This window comes from Microbispora sp. NPDC049125 (genome assembly GCF_040802045.1).
Lineage (GTDB): Bacteria > Actinomycetota > Actinomycetes > Streptosporangiales > Streptosporangiaceae > Microbispora.
In genome coordinates, this window is record NZ_JBEZDW010000006.1 from 154623 (window position 1) to 171178 (window position 16556).

A 16556-nucleotide genomic window follows, 5' to 3' on the forward strand; every position below is an offset into this window, starting at 1 on the left:
GGTCGACCAGTTGTCAAGTCCCAAAACGAGGCTTTGACCTGCAGTTATGTTCCTTTCACTGTTCCGGGAGGCCGGAACCGCGTGGTACTCTGGAGTACAGCGGAAGGGGTACTCGTCACATGACTTTCCAGGTCGGCGACACTGTCGTCTACCCCCACCATGGGGCTGCTCGGATCGAGGCCATCACGACCCGAACCATCAAGGGTGAGGAAAGAACCTACTTGGTGCTGAAGGTCGACAAGGGCGACCTCACTGTACAGGTACCAGCAGATAATGCCGAGCTCGTCGGTGTCCGCGACGTGGTCGGCCAAGAAGGACTTGAGCGCGTTTTCGACGTGTTGCGCATGCCGCACACGGAGGAGCCCACCAACTGGTCCCGCCGCTACAAGGCCAACCTTGAGAAGCTGGCGTCCGGCGACGTCAACAAGGTGGCCGAGGTCGTCCGCGACCTGTGGCGTCGCGACAAGGAGCGCGGGCTGTCCGCCGGTGAGAAGCGGATGCTGGCCAAGGCACGGCAGATCCTGGTCAGCGAGCTCGCTCTCGCCGAGAAGACCAACGAGGACAAGGCCGAGGCCCTGCTCGACGAGGTTCTGAACTCCTGAGCGCGGTATCGCCAAGGGTGGGCGTCGGGGTCGATGTCCACCCTTTCGCGTCTGGCAGAGAGCTCAACCTGGCCGGGCTGCACTGGCCCGGTGAGACCGGGCTGGCGGGCCACTCGGACGGCGACGCCGCGGCCCACGCGTGCTGTGACGCCCTGTTGTCCGCCGCCGGGCTGGGTGACATCGGCGGGCTGTTCGGCACCGACGACCCCCGCTGGGCCGGGGCCTCCGGGGCCGTCCTCCTTGAGGAGACGGCGCGACGGGTGCGGGCCGCCGGCTTCGAGATCGGCAACCTGGCGGTTCAGATCATTGGAAACCGCCCCAAGATGGCACCACGCCGTACAGAGGCGCAGAAGGCCCTTGAGGCCGCCGCCGGGGCTCCCGTGAGCGTCAGCGCCACGACGACCGATGGGCTCGGGCTCACCGGCAGGGGCGAGGGCGTCGCGGCCATCGCGACCGCCATCGTCTTCCCAGCCTGAAGTATCCGCTCCAATCGGGACATGCCAACCGGAATGGTGCGCGCGGCGTCGTACTAGTACGGCGGGCGACGGCTCCGAACCTGGCGCGGAGAAGAGCCGTCGCCCTCTTTTTTGTTTGCTGGACGCATATTTCCCTCCCATGGGGTAACTCACCCTCCGAGAGTGAAAGGGTCACCCTCAACGGGAGGTCGATATGACAATCGAGTCCATTCTTGGTGCCATCGTCATCGGTGCGGTCGTCGGCGCCCTGGGCCGCCTGCTCCTGCCGGGCCGCCAGCCGATCGGCTGGATCCTCACGATCGTCGTCGGCATCGTCGCCGCGCTGATCGGCACCGCTCTCGCTCAGGTCATGGGCGTGGAGACCACGAAGGGCATCGACTGGATCGAACTGGTCATGCAGCTGGTGCTGGCGGTCGTAGGCGTCGGCATCGTCGCCGGCATCCGCGGTCGGTCGCGCGTGTAACACCCGGTGGGGGTGAGCCCTGGAACGCCGCCCCCCGCTGGAGAACCACGAAGGGCCCGTCCGGTCGCGTACCGGACGGGCCCTTCGTCGTTCCCGTTGGCCCTCGTACTTCCCGCCTGGATCCAGCCGGAGACCGGCCGGGGTGGTGGTGCGGTCAGGCGGGTGGACGGGGGGTGCTGCGCATGCGGCCGGAAGGTGGTGCGAGGGGCACCTCGCCTTCACTCTCCCCGTCCTCCGCGGACCCGCCCTCGGGCTCGTAGGGCTTGCGCCGGTTCCTGTGCTGCTCCTCGTGCTCGGCGAGATCGGCGGCGTGCGCCGGGTCGGGGGCGTCGTGGATCTGGCGGAGCGGCTGGGTGTCGATCCCCGCTTCATCCGGCTCCGGCTCCGTCAGGCTCCGAGGTGCGACGCGGGTGACCTGCTCGCGCTCCAATGGGGTGTCCGCCGGGGGGTTCACCGGCTCGGCCACGGGGTGCGCGATGGGGTCGGCCGCCGCTTCGCCCACCAGGTCATCGGGTGGCGAGGCCGCGGCTCCTTCCGGTGCCGGTGTGCGGCCCGGTGCCTGCGCCGGTGCCTGACCCGATGGCTGGCCCGGCGCTTGTTCGGGTGTCTGGTCGGGTGCCTGCCGGCCGGGGGATGACGGACGGGGGTGCACGAGCACATCGCCCGCGTGGGGCCGTACGAGATCGCCCCAGCGGACGGGCCGGTCCCGCTTCAGCCGCCGGGGAGCGGGCGGCGTATCTGTGGGCTCGGGCGAGCCGGGGCCCGTGGTCGCGGCCTCCACCGGCTCCGCCGTACCGGACGGCTCAGGTGTCGCGGCCGGTTCCGTCATACGGTGCGTTTCAGGTGTCGTGGCCGGTTCGGCCGCGGCGACGGATTCTGAAGCCGTGCCGTATTCGGGTACGCCAGCCGGTGCGGGCGTGACGGCCTGGCTCGACTCGGGTGCCGACGGTGGATCGGGGATGGGGGGCGTTCGGGGAGCCGCTGTAGGCGGCACGAGAGGCATGGCCGGGTGGTCGGCGGTCTCGTCCGTCGATGACACCGCAGGAGCCGGAGGAGGGGTGTGAGGGGCGGGAACGGGCTGGTGGGGGGATCGGTCGTCGCCCGCTTCCTCGGGCCGAGGCTCCTCCGCCCCAGAGCTCTTCGACCAGGCGCTGTCATGGCCGGGACCTTCGAATCCGCCGCTGTCCCACTCGGCGCTCTCCGGCCTGGGGTGTTCCGGCTCCGTGTCCTCGTCGCCGGGCCTGCCGGCCGTATGCGTCTCCAGTGGCGACGTGTGCTCCGGCTGCATGACCGGCAGGGGCGGGGCGTACTCGGGCGGGGCGACGGTCTCGGCGACCGGGCTCACCGGCGGTGGCGGCACGTAGTCGGGCGGCGCGACCGCCTCCGGCAACGCGAGCAGGGGCGGCACGGAGTGCAGGGTGTGCTCCGCGGGCACGGGGTGGGGCTGGGGGTGCGGGTGCGGCATGGTGTGCTCGGCGTGGGCGGCGGGCCTTTCTGCGACCGCCCGATAGGGCGCCGTGGGCTCCTGCGCCTCGTGACGGCCGCGTTGCCGCTCGCCCCTGAAGGGCACGAGCTCGTCGTCATCGCCGTCGTCGTCGAGGTCGGCGCGCCCCGCCCTGGCGTGTTTCATGAGGATCAGTAACAGCCAGAGCCCGATGACCAGCAGCACCCAGGGAAGCAGGGCCACGGTGACCGCCGTCCGCTGGGGGTCGATCACCGTGCGCGTGGCCGTCACGACGGTGGCGGCGGCGACCGACGCCAGCATCAGGAGCAGCACGAAGCCCGCCTGCAGGCGGGCCGCGAGGCGCCCGCCGCGCAGCAGCGGCACGCTGAAAAGCGCGACGACCAGAAGGACGTCGAACGCCGTCGGGTACATGTAGGCGAGACGAGGCTTCGCGCCCCCGGCGATGGCCAGGGAGCGCAGGTCGTCGAATGAGAGAGCGCAGGCCACGCCGGCCAGCACCGCTAGAGCGAGACCGGCGAGGCCGATCGCGAGGCGGCGCAGTATCAGTGGGATTCCGGGTGGCGTAGATCGGGACGGGCGGGAGGCCGTGCCTGCCGCGCCGGGGGGAGTCACGTCCATGGCGTTTCGAGCCTACAGAATCGGCCCGCCGAATCGATCGTCGCCGCGGCGCGAGTGCCGTACCGGATCAGCCGTGCCGGCGGACGCGATGATCTGCGCAAGGCGCCGGGATGGCATCATCGGCTGGTACATAAGCCGCGCCAAGGAGGAACCGATGCTGCCGGACGCCGTGCGTGATCTCTTCGACGGGACGAACTTCGCCACAATCGCGAGCATCAACCCCGACGGTGCCCCGCAGGCCTCGGTCGTCTGGGTGAGGACCGACGGTGACGACATCGTGTTCTCGACCCTCAAGGGCCGCCGCAAGCACCGGAACATGGTGAGGGATCCCCGTGTGACGATCGTCGTGATCGATCCGTCCGACCCGTACCGGTACATCGAGGTCCGGGGCACTGTCACGATGGAGGACGACCCCGAGGGCACGCTCATTCGGGAGCTGTCGGTGAAGTACACGGGCGAGACGTGGAAGGAGCCGAACCCGGACAGCGAGCGTGTGATCGTGCGCATTACTCCGGCAAAGGTGCTTGTCTACTGAGTGCTTTCAGCGTTTAAGCCGGACATATGTGTCGTATGTGTCGTCTGGTGGCGGGGAATGGCGCGCCGACGTCCTCACCGGCACCCAATGAGGCCTGTGCTGTGCCGTTAGGCGTTAGCCTTGCGTCGTGAGCCTGCACCTCTACGACACCAGTACGCGTACGGTCCGTGAATTCGTACCGGTCGAGCCCGGCCGGGTCTCGATGTACCTGTGTGGCGCCACCGTCCAGGCTCCGCCGCACATCGGCCACATCAGGTCCGGGCTGAACTTCGACGTCCTCCGCCGATGGCTGACGCGAGAGGGCTACGACGTCACGTTCTGCCGCAACGTCACCGACCTCGACGACAAGATCATCAAGGTCGCCGCCACCGAGGGCGTCCCCTGGTTCGTCGTCGCCGAGCGCAACCAGCGTGCCTTCACCTGGGCGTACGACCAGCTGGGCTGCCTGCCGCCGACCGTCGAGCCGCGGGCCATGGGCCACGTGCCGGAGATGGTCGAGCTGATGCGGCGGCTGATGGACAAGGGACACGCCTACGCCGCCGGCGGCGACGTCTACTTCGACGTCGTCTCCTACGCCGACCGGTACGGCAAGCTCTCCAACCAGCGGCTGGAGAACATGCGGGCGGCGGGCGACACCGACACCGACTCGCTCAAGCGTGACCCGCGCGACTTCGCCCTGTGGAAGGGCGCCAAGCCGGGCGAGCCGACGTGGCCGACGCCCTGGGGCCGCGGCCGTCCCGGCTGGCACCTGGAGTGCTCGGCGATGGCCACCAAATATCTCGGCGGCACCTTCGACATCCACGGCGGCGGCGTCGACCTGATCTTCCCGCACCACGAGAACGAGATCGCCCAGTCGCAGGCGGCGGGCGACGGCTTCGCGCGCTACTGGCTGCACAACGGCATGCTCCAGCTCGGCGGCGAGAAGATGAGCAAGTCCCTGGGGAACTCGCTGCTGATCCCCGACATGCTGCAGAAGGTCCGGCCGGTCGAGCTGCGTTACTACCTGGTCGCCGCCCACTACCGTTCGGCGATCGACTACTCCGACGAGGCGCTCCAGGAGGCCGCCGCCGGCTACCGGCGGATCGAGGGCTTCGTCACGCGGGCGGCCGAGGTGATCCACGACGTGGACGCGGCGGCCCCGCTGCCGCAGGCGTTCGTGGACGCGCTGGACGACGATCTCAACGTCTCCCAGGCGCTCGCCGTGATCCACGAGGTGGTCCGCGAGGGCAACGTGGCGCTGGCCCAGGGCAACAAGGAGCAGGTCGCCCGGCTGCTCGCCGAGACGCAGAACATGCTCGACGTGCTCGGCCTCGACCCGAGGTCGGAGCAGTGGCGGCAGACCGGCGACTCGGGCCTACGCGAGGTGGTGGACGCTCTGGTCGCCGTGGCGCTGGAGCAGCGGCAGGCGGCCCGCCTCCGCAAGGACTACGCTGCCGCCGACGCCATCCGCGAGCAGCTCGCCGCGGCCGGCGTGATGGTCGAGGACACCCCGCAGGGCCCGCGTTGGGAGCTGGCACGGTAGGCGTGCCTCTACGCTAGAGACCATGGCGGGTAAGGCTTCAGGGAAGCCGTCGAAGAAGCAGGGCCCCACCAGGGGTACCGGTGGCAAGGTCAAGCGCTCCCTGGAGGGCCGGGGGGCGACGCCACCCGCGCACATGCGGCACTGGTACAAGGACAAGGCACGTGCGGAGCGCATCGAGCGCGAGAGTGCCTCCGGTGGGCGTCCCGCGCGTGCGCCGAGCCGTACGCGCAAGGAGGACGCTCCCGAGGTCATCGGCGGGCGCAATCCCGTCGTCGAGGCTCTGCGGGCCGGTGTGCCGGCGACGGCCGTGTACGTCGCGCATCGGATCGACAGCGACGACCGGGTCAAGGAAGCCATCAAGATGGCGGCCGACCGTGGCATCGCGCTGCTGGAGGTGAGCCGTGAACGGCTCGACCGGCTCACCGAGAGCAGCAATCACCAGGGCATCGGCCTGCAGGTCCCCCCGTACGACTACGCGCACCCGGAGCAGCTCGTGGAGCGGGCGCGGGACGCCGCGGAGGTTCCTCTGATCGTCGCGCTCGACGGGGTGACCGACGCGCGCAATCTCGGGGCCATCGCCCGTTCGGCGACCGCGTTCGGCGCCCATGGGCTCCTCGTGCCGTCGCGCCGCTCGGCCGGTGTCAACGCGGGCGCGTGGAAGACCTCGGCGGGCACGCTGGCCACCCTCCCGGTGGCGAGGGCGACCAACCTCACCCAGGCGCTCCAGGCGTACCGTGAGGACGGCCTGTTCGTGATCGGCCTGGACGGCACCGCCTCGGTGGACGTCGGCGACATCGAGTTGGCCACCGAGCCGCTCGTCGTGGTCGTCGGCTCGGAGGGCAAGGGCCTGTCGCGCCTCGTGCGGGAGACATGCGACCAGATCGCCCGCATCCCGATGAACGCCGCCGCCGAGTCGCTCAACGCGGGCGTCGCCGCGGGGATCGCGCTCTACGAGGTCGCCCGTCAACGCCGCCGGTGATTCCGCCGTGACGGTACGGCCCCCGGGCCACTAAACTTGCTCACAGATAGGCCGCCTTAGCTCAATCGGCAGAGCATCTGTCTTGTAAACAGAAGGTCTGGGGTTCGATTCCCCAAGGCGGCTCCAAGGTCAAAGGCCCCTTGCGATCATCGCAGGGGGCCTTTTCGATCTCCGTACAGCAGCCGAGAACAGCAACGTCCTCAGTCGCCACCGTCGAGGCTCTGGCTCAGCCGGTCGAGCGCCTTCCGGGTGGCGGATGACGGGATCTGCGTATAGACGTTCATCGTCAACGAGATCTGTGAATGGCGGAGGATGCGCATCGCCACGCGAGGATGAACGTCGAGAGCGGCCAGGAGCGAGGCGCAGGGGGACTGTACGAAAATAAGGGGTCTGTCCCGTAATCGGTGGTGGCGCTGAGTGATCGCCTGCCAGTCTGAGGCGTGCCGAAGATCAACGATCTGGTGAGTGTGGTGTTCTCGGGGCTGTCTGACCTGGTCATCGAGGACGTGGAAGACGAGGACGACCTCATTCGGGTCATGGCCCGCACTCGGGATGAGCCTGTGCCGTGCCCGGTGTGCGGAGGCCCGACGGCGCGTGTGCACGGCTTTTGCGGCCGGGACGGTCACGGACCTCCCGGTCGATGGGCGAAAAGTGGTGGTGTCGGTGAGAGCACGGCGCCTGGTCTGCCCGGCGCTGGGGTGCCCACGGCAGACGTTCCGGGAACAGGTGCCGGGACTGCTGGAGCGCTACCAGCGGCGCACCACCAGGCTCACCGGCCAGCTGGGAGCGGTGGTCAGCGAGCTCGCGGGCCGGGCGGGCGCTCGTCTGTCCCAGGCGCTGGACGTCGCGGTGTCGAGGTCCACTGCACTGCGGCTGCTCATGCGGTTGCCGCTGCCGCCATCGCGGGTCCCGCGAGTGCTCGGGGTCGATGACTTTGCTCTCAAGCGCCGCCACCGATACGCCACCATCCTGACTGACGCCGACACCGGCCAGCGCATCGACGTTCTCCCCGGCCGTGGCGCCGACGCCCTTGAGGCGTGGCTGCGTGCCCACCCCGGCGTGGAGATCGTCTGCCGGGACGGGTCGGGTGCATACGGCGAGGCGATCCGCAGGGCGTTGCCCGACGCGGTACAGGTCAGCGACAGGTGGCACCTGTGGAAGAACCTGTGCGACAAGACCCTCGCCGAGGTCCGCTCTCACAGCTCCTGCTGGGCCACGGTCAACCCGGCCCGGCCCGCCGGCGTGCGGGAGCAGACCACCCGAGAGCGCTGGCAGCAGATCCACGACCTGCGGGAAGCGGGCGTTGGCCTGCTGGAGTGCGCACGCCGTCTCAATCTGTCCCTCAATACCGTCAAGCGCTATGCCCGGACCCGTGAGCCGGAGGCCCTGCGCCGCGCTCCGCGCTACCGGCCCACCCTCGTCGATCCTTCCCGCGATCATCTGCGCCAGCGGCGCGCCGCCGACCCGGCCGTCCCGGTCCTCCAGCTGTTCCGCGAGATCACCGAACTCGGGTACACGGGCAGCCTCAACCTGCTCTACCGCTACCTCACTCAAGGCCGGGCCGAGGGCGATCGGCCCGTGGTCACACCACGCCGTCTGGCTCGGCTCCTGCTCACCCGCCCCGGCAGGCTGCGCGAGGCCGATACCACGTTGCTGCAGGAACTCGTGGGTGCCTGCCCCGAACTGGCCGACCTCGCCCGCCTGGTCCGTGACTTCGCCGAACTCCTGTCCCCGGCCGCAGGAAACGACACCAAGCTCGCCGCCTGGCTCGCCGACGCCCGGGCCGCCAACCTGCCCCACCTGCACGGCTTCGCCAACGGGCTCGAACTCGACCGCGAGGCCGTGAACGCCGGCCTCACCTTGCCCCATCACAACGGCCGAACCGAAGGCGTCAACACTCGAACGAAGAGAATCATGCGGCAAATGCATGGCCGCGCTGGGTTCGACCTCCTGCGCCACCGCATTCTCCTGCACTGAACATCACTGAGCGCCACCACTGATTACGGGACAGACCCCTTTTCTTGACACTCCCGTGAAACGTCCTGGACGTCCCGAGCTGATCAGCGTCTGGCACAGCGGTGACAGGTCCTGGAGCTTGATCAGTGCTACCGAGTAACACGGCTTCTAGTCGGCGAAGCGGTCGATCGGGATAAGCGTCCAGCGGTAAGAACAGCAACGAGGCTCCCGTTAAGACCGCGCATTAACGGGTCGACTTACGTCATCTTTGGCTGTTGTGAACCGGACCGGTTTTTTCGGTCGGGTATGGCTGGCACGCCCACCCGGCGAGCACGTCGCGTCCATGTGCGATGGCGAGGTCAAGCAGGCCCGGGAAGCGAGCGTCGAGGTCGTCTCGGCGTAGCCGGTTCAGGCGCCGGGTTCCCTGGTCTCGCTGATGTATCACCCCGGCCTCTCGGAGGATCTTGAAATGAGCGCTCTGGGTGGACTTGCTCACCGGCGTGGTAATGGTCCCGCACGCCAGCTCGCCATCGGGTCCGGCCTCTGCCAGGCGAGCGACCACACCGAGGCGCACCGGATCACTGAGCGCCCCCATGACGCGAGCAAAGACCAGTTCCTCTCGATCGGGATGCACAAGATCAGTTGCTGTTCGGCTTGCCACACCGTCATGGTAACCCAACATGTTCGCATAGTCCGAACATATGCTATGTTCTGGCTACCCGAACATGTGACGGCTGGGGGGCTGCTGTTGCTCAGCCGCCTGCACGCCGCCGGCGGCGGTCGCCTATCAGGTGGCCGACGGGGCGGGTTACTGATCCCGATTCGCGGTGTGCCAGGCAGCGGCCGTAGCCGGCGACTAGCTGACGTTTTCCCGGGCTCCGACCAGAAGTGAAAACGAGCCCGCACAATGCCAAGGAGGAGCGCAGATGACCCAGACCGAAACACCGCTGCCCATTGACATGGCCGACCGGTTTGGCGTGATCACCGGGGCGGGGAGTGGGATCGGCCGCGCGCTGGCCGAACAGTTCGGCCGGCGCGGCGCCCGGTTGCTGCTGGTGGGGCGCCGCGAGCAGGCGTTGCGGGAGACCGCCTCGGCGGTGGCGCGGGCCGGCGGCGCAGCCGAAGTGCTGGCCGCCGACATCACCGCCGAGGGGGCCGAGGAAAAGGTCGCCGACACTGCGCGCACGGTGCTGGGCAAGGTCGATTTATTGATCAACAATGCCGGCAACGTGCGCGCGGGCCGACTCGAAGAGTGCGATGTAGCGGATGTGTCGGCGATGGTGGGTCTCAACTTGACCGCGCCGATCCTGCTCACGCGCGCCTTGCTGCCCGATCTGCGCGCGGCCGCCCAATCCGAGCGCTCCGCCGACCTGGGCGGCCTCGGTCGGCGGCGCGACAGCATCGTGCTGGGTATCGCCAGCGGCATGGCACTGCTCCCGCTGCCCTTTTACGCGACCTACGCAGCGACCAAGGCGGGCCTGGCCGCGTTTGGTCACGCGCTGCGCCGGGAGCTTCACGGCGCCGGCGTGCACGTCGCCACCTGGTACCCCGGGGCCACAGCCACGGCGATGATGGACAGCTCGGCCGCGGGGGAGGACCTGGGTTTCGGCCGCCGCCCGGTCGAAGAGGTGGTGACCGACCTGCTCGACGCGCTTGGCCGCGGCGAGCACGAGATCAACACCAGCCTGTCCACCCGGCGAGCCATGCAGCGGCTGCACGCCAGTGATCCGCTCGCCGTCGACGCCGCGCTCGGGCCCCAGCTGTCTCAGCTCGAATCCGCTGTGCGCAACCACCGCAGCATCTGACCCGCGAACAGAAGCACAGCGCCGCCACCGGCTGCGGCGTTCGGCACGGTGGGCGGTGTTCCGCCAGGGCAGGCGACCGCCTTACCGCGGCGGGCCCTGTACTCGACCGTTCCGGGCGCGCGGTCGAGGTGTTCCGCCCTCCAGCGCTCGCGCTGCACGAGTGTTCCGTCCCGATGGGCGAGCGGTGCGCAGGTGTTCCGGGCCCGGGCCGGGCGCGCGGTCCAGATGTTCCGTGCCGGGCGGCGCGTCGAGCGGGTTGACGCCGAGGGCCGCGAGGCGCGGGCCGCGGCCGCCGGAGAGCGGGTGCAGGCAGGCAGCGAGCTCGCCGGCGGGCGGCCACAGGGGCCCGGGCGCGCTTCCTGCGCGCCCTCGGGCCGCCCACCATCCCGCCCAGCCCAGGAGACAGGCCCTCCTTGCGTCGCCCCAGGATCCTCACGCCCACACCGGCCACCAGGAAGGCTCCCAGAGCCAACGCTCGATTGCGCGGCTTGCCGTAACCTGCCTGCATCGACATCGGGCTCTCCGAGATGTGAGAGACAACGATCAGCCTCCCCACACCTAACAGGGCCTCGGCATAGTGACGTTATGTTCGGTTAGGGCTCGGCTTGGTGAGGGTTGCCGTAGGCGGGAGGCGACCGGTTGCCGACATGCGGACAGGCACGATCTGGGCGATCATGAGGTTCTCGACGCCAAATGATCAGGAAGACCGTGCCTGCCCCGTCATCATTGCCGATCACCCCTGCCCTGAGCCAACTCGTCGATCTGCCGGTGGATCCGTCGCTGGTGGAGTCGGCCGACGGTGTGAGCCTGCTCGATCACCTGGCCTCGGTGCCCGATCCTCGCGATCGTCGAGGGATCCGGCATGCGTGGTGCTCGTTGCTAGCCATCGCCGCTGTGGCGGTGGTGGCCGGAGCACGATCGTTCACAGCCGTCGCCGAGTGGGCGGCCGATGCTCCGCAGCAGGTCCTCGCCCTGCCCGGAGTCCGCCGCGACGCCTTGACCGGCAGATACCGCCCGCCGCACGAGGCCACCGTGCGGCGGGCGCTGACCGTGGTGGACGCCGACGCGTTGGACGCGGCCATCTCGGCGTGGATCATCGACCGCTCACGCACACGCGCTCCCCAGGACAAGCCCAGCGGTCGGCGACCTCGCCAAGCGATCGCCGTGGACGGTAAGACCTTGCGCGGCGCCCGCCGGCATCGTGCCCGTGACGGGCACGGCGACGGCGACGGCGATGCGGTGCACCTGCTGGCCGCGGTCGACCACGCCACCGCCATCGTGCTGGCGCAGACCGACGTCGACGACAAGACCAATGAGATCACCCGGTTCCGCCCTCTCCTGCAGGGCGTGGATTTGGCCGGATGTCTGATCACCGCAGACGCCCTCCATACCCAGCGCGATCACGCCGAGTTTCTCGTCACGGAGAAGGACGCGCACTACCTGCTGATCGTGAAGAGGAACCAGCCCTCGCTGCACCGCCACCTCACCAAGCTGCCATGGCGCCAGGTCCACATCCATCACCGCAGCAACGACCGTGCTCACGGCCGTGAGGAACGACGCACGCTGAAGGTCGTCAGTGTGACAGCCGGGCTGCGGTTCCCCCACGCTGTTCAAGCGATCCAGGTCAAACGCCAGGTCCGAGGCATCGCGGCAGGACGTAAGTGGCGGACCGTCACCGTCTACGCCATCACCAGCCTGCCCGTCTTCCAGGCCGGCCCCGCCGATCTGGCCACCTGGATCCGCAGCCACCGGACCATCGAGAACAAGCTGCACTGGGTCCGCGACGTCACCTACGGCGAAGACCACTCCCAAGTCCGCACCGGCAACGCACCCCGCGCCATGGCCACCCTGCGAAACCTCGCCATCAGCGCTCTGCGCCTGACCGGCACCAACAACATCGCCAAAGCCATCCGCCGCCTCGCCCGAGACGCCACACGACCCCTCGCCATTCTCGGGATCACCTGATCAAACGAAGCTCAACCGACTTTGCCGAGGCCCTGCGCCTGGGGCAGAATTTGTCCGTTTCTCCTCGATAACGGTTGTCCGCCGGTTCCTCAACTCCGGGGCCGGCTCCGCCTCTCAGGGAGCGCGGCGGATCGGCATGATGGCCGCCGAGGACTACCGGTGGGCCGCTGACATCCCGCGCGTGTGAAGGACGCGGTATGACGCACGTCACACCGGGATCGTGTCCGAACGTCGCCTGCACGGCCGTCGAATGTGCGGCACGGCAATCGGCTCGTGCGTCACCTCACCGCCCTTAGGGGGGACGTTGAAGAAGGTCTCCGCCGCAGTCGCGGCGCTTCTCATCTCCGGCACCGTCATGACCACCACGGCCATCGCGACGGCTCCCGCCCACGCTCAGGATCGTCGGTCCATCGCCACCGCACCCGGCACCGCGCAGTCCGGTACCGAGGTCGCGGCGGTGAAGACGACGAGTCATCAGAACCGTCAGGTCCGGACCGCTCAAGGCGCCGCGGGCGCATGGAAATTCACCGGAAGCCTTTATGCCGCCAAATATGACTGCGTGGATGCCGGCCAGCAATATCAGCGCGAGGGTTACCCGTACCAGTGCCGCTATGCCTATTTTCCGTTCACCGAGCAGTATCTGTACTGGCTGTACATCTACTACTAGTACGGATTCAGTTCGATGCTTATCGAGGACGGCCTTTCAGGTCGCCACCGGCGTCCGGCCGTCGCCCATTCGAGGTGCGGGGCCGGACACTGCGGCTCACATGGGCCGCGGTGAACGCGGCGGACGATCGCGTGCGCGAGCTCACCGCGCAGGTGTCCCCCCGTACGCCGCACCGACGGAGGCGGGCCCCGCGGGCTGAGGCCGTGACGATCACCGCTGGGGCCCGCCGTCTACTCCTCGGGCGAGGTGAGGACCTTATTACTGGACCGCCAGCCGTGCCGACAGTCCCACTCGGATTCGCGTGAACATCGCCACGATCGCCGAGCGGCTCCGCGAGCAGGCCCGCCTGCTGGACTGCGCTCCGGGCGGCCTCACGGCATTCCCGGCCGCCGGAAGCCGCCGGCCGTCCGGCCGCGCCACCGTGCCCCCGATCAAACGCGGATGTCACATCCAAGCGGGATCTTCACTCTTATAGCCATCCAACTAGCCATCCATAGTCATCCAACGAAGATGGGGATCGAGTAATGCTGACTCGCAGGGACTCGCTACGCCTGCTCGCGGGCACCGTGGGAGCCGCCGCACTGCCCGCACTGCCCGCTCGCCCGGCGATCGCGGCCGACAGTCCTCTCACCTGGACGGTCACCGGCTCGAGTTCGTCGTCGCCCTTCGACGGCTATCTGCGCGGCTACATGCAGGACCGGAAAATTCCGTACGGTTCGCTCGCTGTGGTACGGCAGGGCAAGCTGGTGTTCGCGCAGGGATACAACTACACGTCGGGCCCGGTCCTGGCCCAGCCGACGTCGCTGTTCCGCCTGGCCAGCCTCAGCAAGCCGGTCACCGCCACCGCCATCATGAAGCTCGTCCAGGACGGCAGGCTCAGCCTGTCGGCCAAGGTGGCGCCGATGCTGGGGCTCAGCACGGCCGCCGACTCCCGTCTCGGTAAGGTCACCGTGCTCAACCTGCTGCAGCACCGGGGCGGCTGGAAGGTCTGGACCCCGGAGACGCCCTACGCCCTGCCCGACCCGATGTTCTCGGACTTCGACATCGCGAACACGCTCGGAGTGGCGCTGCCCGTGACGCAGGCGAACATCATGAACTACACCTCGAGGCGCACGCTGGACTTCTACCCGGGGAGCGAGTTCGCCTACTCGAACTACGGCTACCTGCTGCTCGGCAAGGTCATCGAGAAGGTCACCGGTCTCCCGTACGCGACCTACGTCCAGCAGTCCGTGCTCTCCCCCGTGAAGATCACCCGGATGGTGCAGGGCCGCACGGCGCAGAGCCTGCAGCAGCCCTCGGAGGTCCCCTACTACTCGCAGTACAGCGGGACGACCGTGCTGTACAACACCGACGCGTCGACGCCGCCGGTGCCGGCGCCGTACGGGGTGTTCAACCTCGAGAACATGGCCGCGCACGGCGCCTGGCTCTCCACGGCCGTCGACATGGCGAGGTTCACCACGATCTTCGACAGCCCCGGCCTGCTCACCCAGGCGAGCCTCGACGCGATGTTCGCCCCGCCGCCCAATACCGCCTGGGACAGCCCGTACTACGGCATGGGCTGGATGGTCCGCGCCGTCAACGGCGGACGTAGCACCTGGCACAACGGGTCGATCGCCGGCACCACCACGCTCATGGTCCGGCGGTACGACGACCTGAGCTGGGTGGTGCTGTTCGACCAGCGCGACGACTCCTCGGGCCTGGAGTACGACGCCACACTCGATGACCTGATGCACACGGCGGCCAACTCGGTGACCTCCTGGCCGACGACCGACCTGTTCCCGTCCTACGGCCTCTGACCCCGCCGCATCGATCAGCCGCATCGATCAGCCGCAGCGCGTGCGGCCGGGCGGCACCTTCCCGTCGAGGAGGTAGCCGTTGACCGCGTTGCCGATGCAGGCGTTCTGACCGTACGCGCCGCGCCCCTCGCCGTTCAGCGTCAGCAGCACACCGGTGCACAACTGGGCGGCGAGGCGTGTCGGGGCGCAGGCAGGGAAGCGATACGAGGAGAACCCGGCCGGGGGTATCGGTGAGTGCCGTTAAACGTACGCCCTTCTCGGTATTTGCTCGAATGCTTTCTGCCGGTGACTGCATCCAGGGTCGGAGTACATCCAGATGTGGTCGGGACTGAAAAGCGTCTGCCGCGCGGCTTCCGGTCCTCGGGCTTGCCGGCCCTGCGGTCCGTAGCCACTTGCCATCGGAATAGCGGAGTTGATCGTCGTATCGATGGATTCAGATCTTGCTAACGCCGATGCTGACAACAGCCCTGGACGGGCGTAGACGTCGAGAGAATCTCGGCGCCGACGAACCCCTCGTGAACAGGGCCTTGCGTTCGGGATGGACAGCTATGGACAGAGGTCGTATTCGGGCCAGTACGAACGTCGGCTACGGAAGCGAGCCAGACATCAGGCAGCCGATCGGTAGGTTTGCGGGATATGCACGGGATGATCTCGGCTAATCTCGGACGCCTGGCTCAGCAGGTCAAAGCCCTGGAGAGCCGGAGAAGTATCCTCCACTTCTCATTCGACACTTATTCCTCCGGCTGTGGACGTGATCAGTCTTCCGGGGAGATCCTCAGCGCCGAGCGGATATCGAAGTATTCGTCGAGGCGCTCCACCAGGGCCGGCGCGTGCTGAGGGACGACCTCCAGAGCCCATATCTCCGCCGCACGCATGAAACCGAGCAGGTCACGTTGGACGACCTGGAGCAAACTCGGAATCGCATTTGCCGGAATATCGATGCAGCGGTCTTGGGCCAGTTGCTCCGGTCTGTCGTCCGGCCAGACCCGGAACTTGTCGCCGAGGATCTCCACCCAAGGGGATGGGTCGTGCCCCAGAAACGGTTGATCACCCTGGAGCAGCGCCGTCCACCCTCTCCAGTCCTCAAGCCCCGCGCAACACGACGGACTGATCGTAAGGCGGACGGCGCTGTCGTGCACCTGGAGCCCTCCGGGGGCAATGAGTCCGTCCATACTCAGAAGCTCTTCGGCGAGATCGGCGGGGGTAGCCCCTTCGCGCCACCCTTCTGATGGCCCGAGGTTATAGACCGTGATCACGTGCATGAGCGTCCCGACCTCACCTGGAGCCAGACGATCGGAAAGAGGGACATGGCCATCAAGGTCTGCGATCGGCCACAGGCTAGGAACCTCGAACGGGCAGACCTCAATGACCGGCGTCAGCGTGACCACACGGCCATCATTCCAAAGCAGATCTTCGTGCTCCAATCCGCAGATCGAGAGATAGGGGCAGATCAGGCGACTGTGGCGAAGCCATTGTGGGAGCCACCGGAATGGACGATGCCGGATCGGGCCGTACGGGTCTGAACAGTCACGGTGGCGCCGAGCAGTGCCGTGAACTGACTTGAACCCCGCTGGAGATCGTTTGGGAACCTTGTATACAGAAGGTCTGGGATTCGATTCGCCAAGGCGGCTCCAGGGTCAAAGGCCCTTGCGATCAACGCAGAGGGCACGAGATAGACGTAGTGCTCTTGAAAACCGTTAACCCAAG

General features: G+C 68.1%; 15 protein-coding genes, 1 tRNA gene and 1 pseudogene. 12 read left to right on the forward strand and 5 right to left on the reverse strand.

Annotated features, from left to right (window positions below; all coding sequences use genetic code 11):
* Positions 1-119: 119 nt before the first annotated feature.
* The 3 genes from AB0B72_RS09840 (at position 120) to AB0B72_RS09850 (ending at position 1541) form a co-directional block, all read left to right on the forward strand.
* Positions 120-602, forward strand: coding sequence for a CarD family transcriptional regulator (locus AB0B72_RS09840; RefSeq protein ID WP_012887713.1), 483 nt, complete (start codon positions 120-122; stop codon positions 600-602).
* Positions 603-619: 17 nt separating this feature from the next.
* Complete coding sequence (gene ispF, locus AB0B72_RS09845; RefSeq protein ID WP_367738208.1) at positions 620-1078, forward strand: 2-C-methyl-D-erythritol 2,4-cyclodiphosphate synthase; 459 nt, start codon at positions 620-622, stop codon at positions 1076-1078.
* A gap of 193 nt (positions 1079-1271) precedes the next feature.
* Positions 1272-1541 carry a GlsB/YeaQ/YmgE family stress response membrane protein gene (locus tag AB0B72_RS09850; protein WP_367738209.1) on the forward strand — a complete coding sequence of 90 codons (270 nt, stop codon included), beginning with the start codon at positions 1272-1274 and terminating at the stop codon, positions 1539-1541.
* 154 nt (positions 1542-1695) lie between these two features.
* Here AB0B72_RS09850 and AB0B72_RS09855 read toward each other — a convergent pair whose 3' ends face one another.
* Complete coding sequence (locus AB0B72_RS09855; protein ID WP_367738210.1) at positions 1696-3624, reverse strand: DUF2637 domain-containing protein; 1929 nt, start codon at positions 3622-3624, stop codon at positions 1696-1698.
* Between the two features lie 73 nt (positions 3625-3697).
* Between AB0B72_RS09855 and AB0B72_RS09860 the strand changes: the two genes are divergently transcribed.
* The 4 genes from AB0B72_RS09860 (at position 3698) to AB0B72_RS09875 (ending at position 6786) form a co-directional block, all read left to right on the forward strand.
* Positions 3698-4159: a PPOX class F420-dependent oxidoreductase gene (locus AB0B72_RS09860; RefSeq protein WP_367738211.1), complete on the forward strand. Its 462-nt coding sequence runs from the start codon at positions 3698-3700 to the stop codon at positions 4157-4159.
* Positions 4160-4286: 127 nt separating this feature from the next.
* Positions 4287-5681, forward strand: a complete 1395-nt coding sequence (gene cysS / locus AB0B72_RS09865; RefSeq protein WP_367738212.1) for a cysteine--tRNA ligase — start codon at positions 4287-4289, stop codon at positions 5679-5681.
* A 22-nt stretch (positions 5682-5703) separates the two neighbouring features.
* Positions 5704-6660: a 23S rRNA (guanosine(2251)-2'-O)-methyltransferase RlmB gene (rlmB, locus tag AB0B72_RS09870; protein WP_367738213.1), complete on the forward strand. Its 957-nt coding sequence runs from the start codon at positions 5704-5706 to the stop codon at positions 6658-6660.
* 50 nt (positions 6661-6710) lie between these two features.
* Positions 6711-6786 (forward strand) — tRNA-Thr (locus AB0B72_RS09875).
* A 74-nt stretch (positions 6787-6860) separates the two neighbouring features.
* Here AB0B72_RS09875 and AB0B72_RS09880 read toward each other — a convergent pair.
* The gene (locus AB0B72_RS09880) at positions 6861-6986 is read right to left on the reverse strand and encodes a hypothetical protein (protein WP_367738214.1); all 126 of its coding nucleotides are present in this window, start codon (positions 6984-6986) and stop codon (positions 6861-6863) included.
* A gap of 144 nt (positions 6987-7130) precedes the next feature.
* Between AB0B72_RS09880 and AB0B72_RS09885 the strand changes: the two are divergent.
* Positions 7131-8637: pseudogene (locus AB0B72_RS09885) on the forward strand (ISL3 family transposase).
* A 241-nt stretch (positions 8638-8878) separates the two neighbouring features.
* On the opposite strand, the gene AB0B72_RS09890 reads toward AB0B72_RS09885, so the two are convergent.
* On the reverse strand, positions 8879-9277 hold the full coding sequence (locus tag AB0B72_RS09890) for an ArsR/SmtB family transcription factor (protein ID WP_367738215.1): 399 nt from the start codon (positions 9275-9277) through the stop codon (positions 8879-8881).
* A 265-nt stretch (positions 9278-9542) separates the two neighbouring features.
* Between AB0B72_RS09890 and AB0B72_RS09895 the strand changes: the two genes are divergently transcribed.
* The 4 genes from AB0B72_RS09895 to AB0B72_RS09910 all read left to right on the forward strand — a co-directional run bounded on the left by AB0B72_RS09895 (position 9543) and on the right by AB0B72_RS09910 (position 14849).
* On the forward strand, positions 9543-10421 hold the full coding sequence (locus AB0B72_RS09895) for an SDR family NAD(P)-dependent oxidoreductase (RefSeq protein WP_367738216.1): 879 nt from the start codon (positions 9543-9545) through the stop codon (positions 10419-10421).
* Positions 10422-11114: 693 nt separating this feature from the next.
* The gene (locus AB0B72_RS09900; RefSeq protein WP_367738217.1) at positions 11115-12386 is read left to right on the forward strand and encodes an ISAs1 family transposase; all 1272 of its coding nucleotides are present in this window, start codon (positions 11115-11117) and stop codon (positions 12384-12386) included.
* A gap of 304 nt (positions 12387-12690) precedes the next feature.
* Positions 12691-13053, forward strand: a complete 363-nt coding sequence (locus AB0B72_RS09905; protein ID WP_367738218.1) for a hypothetical protein — start codon at positions 12691-12693, stop codon at positions 13051-13053.
* A 524-nt stretch (positions 13054-13577) separates the two neighbouring features.
* On the forward strand, positions 13578-14849 hold the full coding sequence (locus tag AB0B72_RS09910) for a serine hydrolase domain-containing protein (RefSeq protein WP_367738219.1): 1272 nt from the start codon (positions 13578-13580) through the stop codon (positions 14847-14849).
* Between the two features lie 27 nt (positions 14850-14876).
* Here AB0B72_RS09910 and AB0B72_RS09915 read toward each other — a convergent pair whose 3' ends face one another.
* Both AB0B72_RS09915 and AB0B72_RS09920 read right to left on the reverse strand, forming a co-directional pair.
* A complete protein-coding gene (locus tag AB0B72_RS09915) occupies positions 14877-15077 on the reverse strand; it encodes an alpha/beta hydrolase (RefSeq protein ID WP_367738371.1) in 201 nt (66 codons plus the stop codon).
* 527 nt (positions 15078-15604) lie between these two features.
* On the reverse strand, positions 15605-16237 hold the full coding sequence (locus AB0B72_RS09920; RefSeq protein WP_367738220.1) for a hypothetical protein: 633 nt from the start codon (positions 16235-16237) through the stop codon (positions 15605-15607).
* Between the last annotated feature and the right edge of the window lie 319 nt (positions 16238-16556).

Coding starts and splice junctions, on each gene's coding strand:
- AB0B72_RS09900 (WP_367738217.1), top strand. CDS start 11,115: ATGATCAGGAAGACCGTGCCTGCCCCGTCATCATTGCCGATCACCCCT.
- AB0B72_RS09855 (WP_367738210.1), bottom strand. CDS start 3,624: ATGGACGTGACTCCCCCCGGCGCGGCAGGCACGGCCTCCCGCCCGTCC.
- AB0B72_RS09910 (WP_367738219.1), top strand. CDS start 13,578: ATGCTGACTCGCAGGGACTCGCTACGCCTGCTCGCGGGCACCGTGGGA.
- AB0B72_RS09850 (WP_367738209.1), top strand. CDS start 1,272: ATGACAATCGAGTCCATTCTTGGTGCCATCGTCATCGGTGCGGTCGTC.
- AB0B72_RS09840 (WP_012887713.1), top strand. CDS start 120: ATGACTTTCCAGGTCGGCGACACTGTCGTCTACCCCCACCATGGGGCT.
- rlmB (WP_367738213.1), top strand. CDS start 5,704: ATGGCGGGTAAGGCTTCAGGGAAGCCGTCGAAGAAGCAGGGCCCCACC.
- AB0B72_RS09895 (WP_367738216.1), top strand. CDS start 9,543: ATGACCCAGACCGAAACACCGCTGCCCATTGACATGGCCGACCGGTTT.